Raw genomic sequence first — 12,362 nt, 5'->3', positions numbered from 1 at the left:
CTCGTCAGGCTCATAACCTGAAGGTCGTAGGTTCAAATCCTACCCCCGCAACCAATACTTACAATCAAAACAGCAGCTTAAGGCAACCGGCGAAATCGGCGAGGGGCTCGATGTGCCTAGCACAACGCTAGCACATTTGCGCAGCTTTGCGATTTGTGAGACATTCCTGCCCAGGCTCCCCTTGCAGCACTGGCGGTTTGTCATGCACAGGCACGAGATCTTAGGCGGAAAGGTCCAGGTTTACCGGCGCATCGACGGCGGCAACTGGCATTGCTCCGCATCGGTTGGTGGCAGGCAGCACCGGGCCACCACCAGGACGGACAGCGTATCGCTGGCCAAGCAGGTTGCCGAGGATTGGTATCTCGGTCTGCGCGGCAAACTGCATGCCGGTATCCTCAAGACCGAAAAGACCTTCAAGGAAGCCGCTGCCCAGTTCCTTCGCGAATACGAGATCATTACCGAAGGCCAGCGCAGCAAGCGTTGGACGGAGGGGCACGGCATTCGTCTTCGCGTGCATCTGCTGCCGTTCTTTGGGGAGCTTGGTCTCTCCGAGATCACGGGCGGTAAAGTGCAGGAGTACCGGGTGCACCGGATGTCGTCGCGGGGCATCGCCAATCCGCATTCGAAGAGCAATCGCCCGGTCTCGGACAAGGCGCCTGCGCGAAAAACCCTTCACAACGAAATCGTGACGCTGCGCCAGGTGCTGCGCACCGCCGTCAGCCATGGCTGGTTGTCGCACCTGCCCGACATCTCCAGTCCTTATCGCGCTTCGAGCAAGGTGGAGCATCGGCCCTGGTTCAGTCCCGCCGAATACAAGCAGCTCTACAAGGCCACTGGGGCCTATGCCAGGGAGCCGTTCCACGCGCACTTTGCGTGGAACGCGCAGCAGGTGCATGATTACGTCCTGTTCATGGCCAATACCGGCCTGAGGCCCGATGAAGCCTCCAACCTTGAGCACCGCGACGTTGAGATCGTCATCGACGATGAGACTGGACAGCAGATCCTGGAAATCGAAGTGCGCGGCAAGCGAGGGGTGGGCTTCTGCAAAAGTATGCCCAATGCCGTGCGCCCCTATGAGCGGCTGCTCAATCGTCCGAGGCCCGTGCAAGGGGAAAGTCGCCGCGCGGCGCAGCGACGGCGCCGGGCCGGAATTGATGAGGCGCCTGAAGCGCCTGAGGCTCAGCTTCCGAAGCCGACCGACAAAGTCTTCCCAGGCAATCACGTGAAGCTGTTCAACGGTGTGCTTGCCAGGGCGGAGCTGAAATTTGATCGGGATGGCAAAGCGCGGACCGCGTACTCGCTGCGCCACACGTACATTTGTTTGCGCCTCATGGAAGGCGCCGATGTCTACGCGGTTGCCCGTAACTGCCGTACCAGCGTCGAGATGATCCAGAAGCACTACGCCGCGCACATCAAGAACATGATCAGCGCCGCCTCGGTGAATGTACGCAAGGTCAAGCCTAAGCGGCGCCGGCAGCCTGTGCCCGTGGCATTCGAAGATGATGATCTAAGCGGCGCCTAGTCGCTACTCAGCGCGGCGCCCGCCGACGCGCCAGCGCATCCCCTTGCGGGTGCGCCTCGCAGCAGCGCCCTTGCGGCGCTGATGCGTGCACGAACGTGCTCTTTGCCTTTATCGAGCCAACCTTGATATTCCGGCCGGGGCAAAATGCGATTGTCGTCGCCCCGCCGGCAGTTGTACCGATGACGCAATCCCCCTGCGAGAAAGGAGCATCAATCGTGACGCCACGTGCCGCCATTCAACAGATCGCGCGGATGGTTCGCGACGATATCCGCTCAGGGGCATTGTCGCCTGGCGCACACAGCATCGCAGATATGCTGGCGGAGCAGCCAGAAGCCCTACTGCTCATCGTTGACCTCGCGGGCGCCGAAGGGCGCAAGAAGCGACCTGACGCGATGATGCATCACGCCTATTCCTTCATGCTTGGAAACACCCTGGAGCAGCTGCGGCAGCGAAGTGAGGCCGGGAGCGGCCATGCGACCATGGCCATAGAGAACGTCAGGACCGCGATCGCTCAGCAAATCCGTACCGGCAAGCTCGCGGCGACGGCAGCGCTGGCGCTTGTCTCGGCGTTCTCGCGGGCCGGCGTCGAGGTGGGGGACGATATACGCAGCGCAATGGATCACACGATGATCCAGACCGGAGCCAGCCAGCGCAATCTCCCGCCGCCCGATGTTGACGAGATGTTGAAGGACCTGGTGAAAGCCTGTGAGGGCGATGCGTTCCTGATCCACAGCCAGTTCGCCGAATTGACGGCTGCCATGCCTGCCGGGCTGCAACTCAGTCTCCTGGAAGGACTTGTCCTCGCTGACGAGTCCAGTCTGCGCGAGGCTGCGATCGGGTGGCTTCTTGCAGAACCTGCGGTCGCGACACCGTTAGCCTCGATGATCGAAGAGACCGCCGGCCAAGGGCTGGTATCGGCAGCGTCGGTTACGAACCTCATGCTGATCCGCAACTGGGTGCCCGAAGATCGGCGCCGTGCGATCGATGCGATCATCAAAGCCGCGCGCGTTGCTGGATCGGTGTCCGAGAAGCGCCCTGCGATCCAGGTCAGGGAGCTCCTGATATCCGAGCGGGATGGGGCAGGGGCCCAAAACATATTCGCATCTATCAAGCAGGGCAGAAAGAACGCGCTGGTTTCGATTCTGATCAAGCAGGGGCATGGTGTGCGCGACGCCTGGGTCGCGGCCTCGCTAAGCAGGCCTGAGATCGAAGACATGCTCGGCCACATCGCGTCGGAGATGTCGCTCCATGAAGCGACAGCTGAGGATACTGCGCTGCTCCTGAGCAGCGCCGTCGCGGATGGCTCGGCCAGTTCGCCGCCCCCGTTTGGTCTCGTTCAGGCTATCACGCTTATCGGGCTCTCGGATGTAGCGCCCAGGGCTATATCTGTGCATGATCTTGTTGCCTCGATGCTCGAGGGCGTGGACGAGGCAGCGGGCAATTCCAAGGCGGTTGAAAGGGCCGTGCGCGCTTCTGGCCGCTGGCTGGCAATCAATCCTCAACTCGAGTCCTGGTTCGAAAATGGCGACGACGTCACATTAGCGATCAAAGGGAAGCGCAAGATCGAGGACCGCATCGCCGCGATTATCGACACGGTGCTGGAACCGAAGCGCGCGTTTTGGGCCGGTGTTGTCGCCTGGAGTGCTTTCGCGCAGCGAGGTGAGGGCGACGATCCGCAATGGATCGAAATGGCGCTTGTCGCTCGTGAGATGGCGACGCAGCGCCCTCTCACCGAAATACCGCTTGCGCGGTTCATTGCCGTGCAGACGGTGGAAGCTGCTCGGACCTGACGCCGCGCACTCCACAGAGGCTCGTCCGCTCGCCTCAGAAGCGCGGCCTGACCGGACACGTCCTATATGACATCACGCCAAAATTTCTTGTTCCGGACTCGACCAACTTACGCCATTCCGGCGAGGCCCAAGAGAATGTCAGCTCACGCCGTACCCGGTCATCGAAGGGCCAGACAGCGGTCGAGTAGGTACGCGCCCATTCAAGACGCTCAATCTGGAAAATGGCGAGCCCATCAGCGGTAAGTCCGCTTATGACTGGGGCTGGGTGTGGGTTCAACGGGTGGTGGCGACGCTTTAATCTCTTACGGACGATGGAGTGTCGCGCTGAAGCGTCGTCGGATCTCCTCACATTGATCCCGCTAGAAACGGTGACGGCGAAACTCAGGCGAACGGACGCCGATTGCCGGCCATCACCTTGCCAACTGCGGCAAATATCAGGCGGGAGCGAAGGGAGCAGAAAACTCGTCATTTGCGCGTAGGAAGGTCTTGAACTGGAAAAATTCCCTTCCTAAGTCCCACTCGCCGGGCGCCGCTGTTCGGGTCCGGTGGACATCGAGGGCGCCAGCTCTCCTGTACTGGCGCAACTCATGTCCAGATCGCTTCTTTGGAGGATTTGGAAATGAGAACTGCATTCGACTTTACGCCTTATCGGCGTTCGACGGTCGGCTTCGACCGCTTGTTCAACCTGCTCGAGGCAGGCGCACGCGATGAAGATGGCTATCCGCCCTTCGACATTCTGAAAGAAGGTGACGACAGCTATCGCATTACGCTGGCGGTTGCTGGCTTCCGCCCCGAGGACATCGAGGTGGTGGCTCAGCAGAACCTGCTCACCGTCACCGGTAAGCGTGCCGAAGACAACGATCAGGGCGAGTATCTGCATCGCGGCATTGCCACACGCGCATTCGAGCGGCGCTTCCAGCTTGCCGACTTCGTGGAAGCTGGCAATGCCCGTTTTGAGAACGGACTGCTGAGCATCTCGCTCAAGCGCGTTGTCCCCGAGGCAATGAGGCCGCGCCGGATCGAGATCAACGGTAGCAAAGCTGCCCCGGATCAGATCGAGGCGCCCAGGGATGAGGTCCGCGAAGCGGCCTGATCCGGGTTCAAAAGGTCTGCCGGCGCCGTTTCAAGCGGGCCGGCAGGCCGTGCCTCTTCCAGCCAGAAAAGGAGATGAGCATCATGGCTTTTCGTGATCTCATTCCCTGGAGCCGGCAGGAAAACCGGCTCCCCGTCCAGGTCAGCGCCGAGCGCGGCCGCGACAATGATACTCACCCATAGCTCTCGCTCCACCGCGAGATGAACCGGCTGTTCGACGACGTCTTCCGAGGCTTCGGTGTCGATACGCTGGCAAATGCAGTGAAGGTGACGTTGGTCCCAAGGGCCGAAACGTCGTCATCGACAAGAGCTTCGGCGCTCCCCGGATCACCAAGGACGGCGTCACCGTCGCCAAGGAAATCGAGCTTGCCGACAAGATCGAGAATATGGGCGCGCAGATGTTGCGCGAGGTGACGAACAAGCAGAACGACAAGGCGGGCGACGGCACTACCACCGCCACCGTGCTGGCCTAGGCGGTCGTGCGCGAGGGCTCAAAGGCTGTCGCCGCCGGCATGACCATGCGCTCGCACGCACCAGTTAAACGTCTGTCACCAGGCCATTTGCTAATCCCAAAGCTGCGGCATGCTCTTCAGCCGCGCGGTGGTCGCTCCTCGACCCTGAGCAAGGGCAGCGATGCGGGACAGCGCGAAGTCACGATCGGCCTTGTCTCCGTGCTGGGCAAGATCGAGCAGACTGGAGGTGTCGCCGTTGGCCTCGAGCAGATCTCTGCTCCGCAGCCATTCGGTCATTTCCGAATTCGCTTCCATGTTACACCTCGCTGCTCCAGCCTCACTGCGAACGTCGAAGTGCGCCAATCGATCCTGGCCAGCCGGCAATGCTGAAGCGGATGGGCGTGTGCACGGCGATGAGCACTGTCTGAACTGTGATGGGAGGTGCGCGCCTTGCACCGATGCTAGAAGCCTTCATCATGGCAGATGCAGGAGGAGGCGGTGCCCGTGTCTCCTGTCAATCTCCATCTCAGGTAGATCCTGGGGTGAAGCAGACCTCAACGGGCATTTCAGATCAGCGATCTTGATGGAAATGCAAATGCGCCAGCGCGGACATTTGGCGGGCGAACTGCGATGGGAACGAATTCAGTTTCTGCGGCTTGAGCGCATCAGGTGTTCCTGCACCTGTGGCCCGGCATGCTCTCTCCCACCGGTATGCGGCCGGGCCACTTCGCCTTTTTACAGTGCGTATTCCCCGAGATGACATTGCCCAACCGCGACCAGGACACCATCACGCCAGTTGGCGGCCACGAAGGCGGAAAGCCGAACAACCTGCGTTACATCGTCGGCGGATTGATCATCATGTTTCGTCTGGCCATGGCGATCATGGGGCTCAGCACAAGGGTGTTGGAACGTCCTGGTCCAGATCAGGGAGCAACCGAGAAGGCACCCGCCGACTGATGCTGCGAAAAGGCCCGGCGCTCTGGAGAGGCCGGGCCAAGGTTCGGGTTACAGCAAACCCTCAGGTCGCGAGCGGACGATACAGGATTGCCGGTGGTCCGGAAATGAGAATATCTCATTCCATCATGATCATAGCGCCGGGCAATTCATTCCGGCGATCCCCTGAGCAACGAGGTTCCGGAAAATGTTGCCAACAGCTCACCTAATGCGACGCCGCAAGCCGTGATGCTGGCATCGTAGCGCGCCGACACTGTAAGTCACGCCGCAGCACATAGCCCTAGACAAAGTAACATCCGTTGTTGTGCTATCGCGCTCGTCACGGTCATCAGAGTGAAGGCCGCCGAGAGGGGCAGCGCAATGATCCGCAGGATTTGGTGCCTATTCAACAGCCATTGTCACATAAAGCCGGAATGGGATGGCTCGCACTATGTCGGGAACTGCCGCCACTGCGGTGCTCGAATTAGCGGCTCGCATCGAAGAAATGGTGGCGTACCTCTCGCAGATAGGTACCGCATGAAAACTGTCCTCGAGCGGATCGTCCGCGCGCTCTGCAGCCAGAACGGCTTCCCGGAGAATACAATGTATCAGGGGCGGCCGATGTGGGAGGACTTCCTTCCCAAGGCGCGCGTGGCTCTGGCCGCGATCCTCTACCCCACCGAGGTAATGGGAGGCGGGAGGAGCCATCGGCGGCTTTTCCGACAGGTATGAAGGCCAGTTTTCCGAGAAGGCGTCCGAGGTCTGGAAAGCGATGGTTGAAGCGGGCCTCGCCGGACTGCCGTAGCCGCAGCTCGGGAACAAAGGTAAGCCGAAGAGTTTGAAAATCGGTCTTTAAATCATAGTCAGAGGAGATGATCGTGTTCCGCAAGTCCGTCCAGCTCCATGACGGTCCCTGCCATGGAATGAGCGTGATCTGGGATGGCAGCAACGAGGTGCGGATGATTAAGTGCAGGCAAGGCTATGTGCCTTGGCCGAGCAAAGCGGGCCCACCGTTGATTGAAAGCGAGATCTACCGCCCTTCGGTCGATTCTCCATCCATCTTCGTTTGGGCGAAGGGAACTAGCTCAACTGCGGAGAATTGCTCAGCACCTTCTGCCTCCGAAAAGTTCTAAAGCCCAGCCTGACCATGGGTCACGGGCGCGGCGGCGGGAGGAAACCCGCCGCGCTCGCCCCGGCGGCCACCCCATTCCGCCGAGCTGCAAACGAATGATATTGATGGACCGGCCGCATATAGCGGCGCTGCGTTCACAAGTGCGTTGATCCCCGCGCATTCATCGCTACCGAGCCGCCCGGGTGCGGCGGCTTGCAGGGGACCGGCGCACCCATCTCCCTTGTGGAAAAATCGTTTACTAGCGGTATGCTATCGATCTGCTGGCGCGTTCTCGTCGCGCCGAAGGAGATCCCCGTGCATCAAGAGTACAAGAGCCTCACTCGTGCCGCGATCGCCGAAGCGATCAAGAAAAACATAGGGATATCTTCCACCAAGGCCAATCACATGGTCGATGCGATCATTGAGGAGATGGCCGCTGCTCTCGAACGTGGCGAGAACGTGAAGATTGCCGGCTTCGGCACGTTCCTGCTGAACGATAAGGGGCCGCGGGTCGGACGCAACCCGAAGACTGGCAAGGAGGCGGTTGTAGGCGCGAGGCGCGTCGTCACCTTTAACCCGAGCACCATCCTGCGAGCACGCGTCGCTCCCTTGTTGGACTGATCTCAGATCAGCGACCTGCTCTGCAACGCGATCGCCATGCTGCGCGGCTTCACACTGCCGCGTGGACGGTTCGCGCGCATTTTTGGCATTTGATCGGGTGCGGCGCTATGGACGCGGTCGGCGTCGCGGACTCGGGCCGAAAGAGCGGCAGTCTGAGCCTGGGCGGATCGGAACGGCTTCTTCATTGACCTTGCCGTCGCTGACGCGGAACCCCCTGGGCGTTACCTTCTCGGCATTGAATGTGATGGCGCCGCCTATCATGATGCGCGCTCCGCGCGCGAGCGTGACCGCTTGCGTCAATCCGTGCTCGAGAGCCACGGATGGACGATCCATCGGCTGTGGAGCACCGACTGGTTCTATCGCCCCAACGAGCAGATCGATGCCATCGTCACCAAGATCGAAGCGGCCAAAGCCGAGCATGACGCCGATGCCGGTGCAGAGGCCAACCGGTCCGCACGGTTCGAGATCTACAGCGTCGAGCGCGAGGACTTAACCGAAATGGGCATCATCTGCGCGGATGAAGTCGCTGAGGCGGCAAGTGCCAACCTCTATATAGAGGCCGTTATCTCTCGTCCGGCATTCCACGACGGCGAATTGCACGAAACCGCCGTCGGGGTTCTCGCCGCGCTCGTCGAGGAAGCCGTCCGGATCGAGGGACCTGTCCATATCGACGAGGTGATCGAACGTATCCGATCGGCATGGGGTCTCAAGCGCGCAGGCGGCAGAATCCAGCAGGCATGCTGCCGTCCGGGCCAAGCTGGTCGAGGATACCGGCCTGTCGCTGCGGGTGATGGTGGCGCATGTCATCATGGGTTCGGGGCTGTGGACGGTGCGGATCGAACCTCAGAAGTCACCCACTGATGCGGTGGCCGAGAGCGTCGAGGGCTGCCTGTCGGAAGTCTGTTCGATGCCCGGCGACGCGAGGTTCTGGCCCTGCTTGGCCTGGATGCCGAGACGGCCACAGTCGCCGGCGGCGATGCCGATGGGAAGGGCATTTGCGGTCTGGTTCAGCGGCTGATCGCCATGGACGATGCCGATGTCATGCGCGTCCTTGCGGTGGTCATGAGCTAAACGCTGGACGTCGGAACAGGCATCATCGAATTGCTGGGCCAGCACATGGGCGTTGCCATGCTCGATGCGGTGCGCGATCGTGAGGTGATGGGCCATCTGCTGGTCGAGGTTGCGGGTAATCAGGTCGCTGCGGAAAACGCCAAGGCGACGAGCAAGGTCCAGCGGGGCATCATCCGTGGCTGCCTGACCGGGACCAATGGCAGGCGGAAGCGCGAGAGCTGGGTGCCGCGCTGGATGGCCTTCCCGGCGAGCGCCTACACGGCACGGGGCGGGGTCGGCAGCGCCGAACGGGCCGCACGTCTGGCCGCGCTTTGCGATGAGGAGGAAGCCGGGGCCGAGGCGACGGAAGGGGCTGAAGCCGCCCCCGCCGAAGCCGAACAGGCGCTGCCTCAGGCGGCTTGAACCAGTGAGGCCCGGCGGCGTGATGCTGCCGGGCTTCTCCTTTCAAGGAGACCATCGGCAGCCGACCAATATACGCTATGCGTCGGCAGTGGTGCGAACAACCGCTTTCTCCAAACCCCTCCGTTCGCCTGCCTTAAAGCTGCTGAGCAGCAACTAGCCTTATTCTCTGCTGCTCGTTCGCCCCGCCGAATATGCCAGAGGCTGACTTATATTTATTTCCGGCTACCGAGTTCACATGGCCTGTGGGCCGCTGTCAGGGGGCGATGGGGGGTGATCTCAAACCCCGCCGAAGAGCTGCCTATGGCAGCAGGGCTACGATAGCTTCCTGAAGGAGGTGCGCAATCGCTGCCGGTTCTGCCAAAATCCCGCGCATCAACGCAGCCTGCCAGCTGTTGACGCCCCTGGACATCAGAGCAACGCGCAGTTCGAGGCCGATCTGATCCGTGACGCTCTGGAGACTGAGGATGGGGTCCCGCAGCTTTATCTGGCCGGGGAGGGTCGACCAATCAGTCGCCATCGAGAGGTGAAATTGCGTGCCAAGCACGTTGTCGAGGTGAAAGGCGACGATCTGATCCCTCGGCGCCGGAAGTCCAGCCATGACGCGAGGCCTGAACGTCGCTGCGTTGTAGGGAGGGACGATCTCGACGTCCCAGAGAGCATCGGCCGCCCAGGTGTCAAAATACGGATGAATGAAGCGACGCGGATTCCCTCCATGGACAGTCGTGCCCTTCACGCCGGAATTGCAATGCCGGCATGCGGGAACAAGGTTGGCCCGCATGATCGAGAACTCGCGATACATGTCGCGGGGCAGATAGTGGTCGAGGTCGCCGGTCACCGGCGATCCGCAGACCGGGCATGACTTCAGACCCGCCTTCTGACGCATTCGCTTCAGATCGCCGGAGCCTTTGCGACTGTCATAGAGGTCATATTGTCGCTTGCCGACGCCAGGACCAAAATCATGAGCGTTGACGGCGAAGGGGCTGCCGCTGTTCGCGCGGTATGTCTGGTAGGCGGTGAGCCAGTCAGTCTCATGCGGCTTCCACTCAGCCTTCTTGGCGAGCTTTCTCACGACCGCTTCGTCCTCGGCTGCGGTGGCCGGCATGGAAAGATGTTGCATCGTTCAAAACGCCTGCGGCTCTTCCGGGGCGGGCTCCGCTGTTGGGGGTTGGGCGAGCCTGCGCGCGATGAAAGACAGACTTTCCGAATTGAGTTCGGCTCCATACTCCTCGATCACGCCGTCAAGTCCTAGATGCCGGCCAGTGCCGTCGGCCCAGTCCGAGAGCGTCTTCTGGTATCGGTGCGAGATGCTGGTATCGCCAAAAACGAATTGCGAGATGCTGTCGATCGTCGCGCCGAACGTCTGCATGCGCGGTGTGTCGATTCGAATCTCACGGCCTTCCAGCGTTAGGATGTTCACCCGAACGCGCGGAGTCTCGCGTACCACGTACGCTGAGTGCGTAGCGATCAGCGCGATTGATTTCGTCGATTGCAGCAGGTTGTCCAAGATCTCCATTAGATCGGACACGAAGTTTGGATGTAGGTGGGTCTCAGGTTCATCGAGCAACAGGAGACTGCCCTGTTCGATCGCCGCCGCCGATTGGGCGGCAAAGCGCAGCATTGCGTATTCGCCGCTGCTCAACCGGCGAGGCTCCATCTGCTCGTCGAGGACGATTGCCGGACGGTTCCAGTCGATCTGCTGAATGAGCCGGATGGTGTTCTGCTCGCTGAGCCGCCTACCGATCGGGAAATAGCTCTGATTTCCCGGTTCGATGACGTGTGGAAGCTCGTCACCCGGGCGCCTGGGGCGTAGCGGAAGGTGCAGCCGGTCCCACAGTCCGATCGCGTCGAGCGCGGCCTCGACCACGTCCAGACGCGACATGTCCCGGTTCTCGCCGAATCCATTCCGATCCTCCGACTTCTTGCAGGCTACAAGTGCGACGAGCAGCGGATCGGCACCTTCCTCGCCGGATGCGTTCACCGCGAAATATTCATAGTCGATGCCGTGCCATGGTCCAATCCAGCGGGGGAACGGGTCGGTAGGCACAGATGAGAAGACAATAACCCGCGAGGGTCGGAACGCGGGTAGGAAGTGAGGGCGGAGGAAGCCGGCCGCATGGTTCGAATGCAGACCGTCGACGATCGCCTTGAGCAGTTGGGTTTTGCCGACCCCATTTCTTCCGATGAGGACAGAGGCTCTGTCGCGGAAGATGCCATCTCGGTTGAAACGGAAAGGCAGGGTGTAAAGGTTGTCAGCGCTGCGCACGTGGGCAGAGAAGACGAAGTTGATCGCAGCATCCTCAACCGGGGCCGGAATGTCTGGCCGGAAGAAGCGGCTCCCCCGTCGGAGCGAGTCATAGGCTCCTCCGTTCCTCAGCGCTCCGAAGTGAAACTCCTCGCCATCGATCAGGTCGAGGAGCGCTTGATCTACCCCTTCCGTTCGCGCAACGGTTGCGTCGTGGAGCTTGCGGAGCGCACTAACGCCGACCTCGAAGCCTAGCGCGCCGATCACCTGTTGATAGTGCTCGACGTCGACGAGCAGCGACGCGAACGGTGTTTCGACCACATCGATCAGAAACACATCGCCGTGCTCATTGAGCAGCCGGGTAAACTCGAACTCGCTCCGATTTACACCCTCGAACATCAGCCGCATGCGAATCTCTATCGGCTCTACACCCTCCGCGCGGATGTGAAGACGCGCGAAGAAGTTTCTCCCGTAATCGTTCCAGTTGTCGTGCACGGGCACGATAGCAATGACCGGCGTTGGAAGGTCCGCCACTTGGCCAAGGGCCTTCGCGATGTAGATGTCGACCGGGACGTTAGCCGGAATGATTTCGGGCATTCTTAAAACCTGCTGTTGAAAATCGATCCAGTAACTCCGGCTCACTTGCCGTTCTAAGGACGCCGTTACCTTCCGCAAGCCAACTCGATTGCCACGGATCCGCGAACGTCCGCTTCGACCGAAACCCACGGCTTCCGAGTATGCTCGCGAATGGCTGAAATGTCCCAAGCCTTCCCATCGCAGCCGAACCTTGTCGGTCATTTAGCACCCATTTTTACGCTCTCAGGTGCGGACCGGCAGCTTCCTCATTCTGGATGCCTTGGACTGGCCGATTGCGGAATGTCCGGATCGGAGACAAGTGTGAGGATAGATGACGCTTACGCGGTGTCGGCTCCCGACCCTTAGCAACCAATCCGTCATGTCATGGTCATAACTTTCACCGACACGCTCGCTTCATGGTTCACGCCAAATCCGATTCTGTTCCCGCTCTCAACGTAGGCGAGCCTGATCGTCTCAGTTGGAGCAGGCTGGCCATGTCGACGCGGCTAATGGCAGGCCTGCACCTGCTCAAGCACATGGAGGGCCTGTC

The 12,362-nt window shown here is 60.8% G+C and carries 13 protein-coding genes and 1 pseudogene; 9 read left to right on the top strand and 5 right to left on the bottom strand.

Annotation, left to right across the window (positions count from 1 at the left end):
- Positions 1-202: 202 nt before the first annotated feature.
- The 4 genes and pseudogenes from QRN25_RS26185 to QRN25_RS26170 all read left to right on the top strand — a co-directional run.
- Positions 203-1,522 carry a site-specific integrase gene (locus QRN25_RS26185; RefSeq protein WP_285022466.1) on the top strand — a complete coding sequence of 440 codons (1,320 nt, stop codon included), beginning with the start codon at positions 203-205 and terminating at the stop codon, positions 1,520-1,522.
- Positions 1,523-1,737: 215 nt separating this feature from the next.
- On the top strand, positions 1,738-3,312 hold the full coding sequence (locus QRN25_RS26180) for a Y4lR C-terminal helical domain-containing protein (protein WP_285022464.1): 1,575 nt from the start codon (positions 1,738-1,740) through the stop codon (positions 3,310-3,312).
- A 619-nt stretch (positions 3,313-3,931) separates the two neighbouring features.
- Positions 3,932-4,405: an Hsp20 family protein gene (locus QRN25_RS26175; RefSeq protein ID WP_285022462.1), complete on the top strand. Its 474-nt coding sequence runs from the start codon at positions 3,932-3,934 to the stop codon at positions 4,403-4,405.
- A 200-nt stretch (positions 4,406-4,605) separates the two neighbouring features.
- A pseudogene (locus QRN25_RS26170) lies at positions 4,606-4,874 on the top strand (TCP-1/cpn60 chaperonin family protein); the annotation flags it as partial.
- 93 nt (positions 4,875-4,967) lie between these two features.
- Here the strand turns inward: QRN25_RS26170 and QRN25_RS26165 are convergent.
- On the bottom strand, positions 4,968-5,153 hold the full coding sequence (locus tag QRN25_RS26165) for a hypothetical protein (protein ID WP_156799952.1): 186 nt from the start codon (positions 5,151-5,153) through the stop codon (positions 4,968-4,970).
- A gap of 372 nt (positions 5,154-5,525) precedes the next feature.
- Between QRN25_RS26165 and QRN25_RS26160 the strand changes: the two genes are divergently transcribed.
- The 3 genes from QRN25_RS26160 (at position 5,526) to QRN25_RS26150 (ending at position 7,521) form a co-directional block, all read left to right on the top strand.
- Positions 5,526-5,813, top strand: a complete 288-nt coding sequence (locus QRN25_RS26160) for a DEAD/DEAH box helicase family protein (RefSeq protein WP_285022460.1) — start codon at positions 5,526-5,528, stop codon at positions 5,811-5,813.
- 513 nt (positions 5,814-6,326) lie between these two features.
- Complete coding sequence (locus QRN25_RS26155; RefSeq protein ID WP_008831856.1) at positions 6,327-6,521, top strand: hypothetical protein; 195 nt, start codon at positions 6,327-6,329, stop codon at positions 6,519-6,521.
- 694 nt (positions 6,522-7,215) lie between these two features.
- Positions 7,216-7,521 (top strand): integration host factor subunit alpha, encoded by a 306-nt coding sequence (locus tag QRN25_RS26150; protein WP_036526725.1) that lies wholly within the window; start codon positions 7,216-7,218, stop codon positions 7,519-7,521.
- 2 nt (positions 7,522-7,523) lie between these two features.
- Here the strand turns inward: QRN25_RS26150 and QRN25_RS26145 are convergent, their stop codons facing one another.
- Positions 7,524-7,706 (bottom strand): hypothetical protein, encoded by a 183-nt coding sequence (locus tag QRN25_RS26145; protein WP_285022457.1) that lies wholly within the window; start codon positions 7,704-7,706, stop codon positions 7,524-7,526.
- Between QRN25_RS26145 and QRN25_RS26140 the strand changes: the two genes are divergently transcribed.
- Complete coding sequence (locus QRN25_RS26140; protein WP_081799052.1) at positions 7,705-8,382, top strand: DUF3320 domain-containing protein; 678 nt, start codon at positions 7,705-7,707, stop codon at positions 8,380-8,382. The two genes, QRN25_RS26145 and QRN25_RS26140, sit on opposite strands and share 2 nt — an antisense overlap.
- Here QRN25_RS26140 and QRN25_RS26135 read toward each other — a convergent pair.
- Positions 8,365-8,637, bottom strand: a complete 273-nt coding sequence (locus tag QRN25_RS26135; RefSeq protein WP_285022456.1) for a hypothetical protein — start codon at positions 8,635-8,637, stop codon at positions 8,365-8,367. The two genes, QRN25_RS26140 and QRN25_RS26135, sit on opposite strands and share 18 nt — an antisense overlap.
- Here QRN25_RS26135 and QRN25_RS26130 point away from each other — a divergent pair, their 5' ends adjacent.
- Complete coding sequence (locus QRN25_RS26130) at positions 8,638-8,994, top strand: hypothetical protein (protein WP_069709539.1); 357 nt, start codon at positions 8,638-8,640, stop codon at positions 8,992-8,994.
- 298 nt (positions 8,995-9,292) lie between these two features.
- Here the strand turns inward: QRN25_RS26130 and QRN25_RS26125 are convergent, their stop codons facing one another.
- On the bottom strand, positions 9,293-10,111 hold the full coding sequence (locus QRN25_RS26125) for an HNH endonuclease (protein WP_155986287.1): 819 nt from the start codon (positions 10,109-10,111) through the stop codon (positions 9,293-9,295).
- A 3-nt stretch (positions 10,112-10,114) separates the two neighbouring features.
- Positions 10,115-11,833, bottom strand: a complete 1,719-nt coding sequence (locus QRN25_RS26120; RefSeq protein ID WP_285022454.1) for an AAA family ATPase — start codon at positions 11,831-11,833, stop codon at positions 10,115-10,117.
- Positions 11,834-12,362: the final 529 nt, after the last annotated feature.

Source organism: Novosphingobium sp. fls2-241-R2A-195 (assembly GCF_030209485.1).
Classification (GTDB): Bacteria; Pseudomonadota; Alphaproteobacteria; order Sphingomonadales; family Sphingomonadaceae; genus Novosphingobium; species Novosphingobium resinovorum.
The sequence above is the reverse complement of the archived record's forward strand: the minus strand, read 5'-3'. Positions and strand labels throughout refer to the sequence as shown.

Coding starts and splice junctions, on each gene's coding strand:
- QRN25_RS26185 (WP_285022466.1), top strand. CDS start 203: ATGCACAGGCACGAGATCTTAGGCGGAAAGGTCCAGGTTTACCGGCGC.
- QRN25_RS26175 (WP_285022462.1), top strand. CDS start 3,932: ATGAGAACTGCATTCGACTTTACGCCTTATCGGCGTTCGACGGTCGGC.
- QRN25_RS26165 (WP_156799952.1), bottom strand. CDS start 5,153: ATGACCGAATGGCTGCGGAGCAGAGATCTGCTCGAGGCCAACGGCGAC.
- QRN25_RS26155 (WP_008831856.1), top strand. CDS start 6,327: ATGAAAACTGTCCTCGAGCGGATCGTCCGCGCGCTCTGCAGCCAGAAC.
- QRN25_RS26145 (WP_285022457.1), bottom strand. CDS start 7,706: ATGAAGAAGCCGTTCCGATCCGCCCAGGCTCAGACTGCCGCTCTTTCG.
- QRN25_RS26130 (WP_069709539.1), top strand. CDS start 8,638: ATGGGCGTTGCCATGCTCGATGCGGTGCGCGATCGTGAGGTGATGGGC.
- QRN25_RS26125 (WP_155986287.1), bottom strand. CDS start 10,111: ATGCAACATCTTTCCATGCCGGCCACCGCAGCCGAGGACGAAGCGGTC.
- QRN25_RS26120 (WP_285022454.1), bottom strand. CDS start 11,833: ATGCCCGAAATCATTCCGGCTAACGTCCCGGTCGACATCTACATCGCG.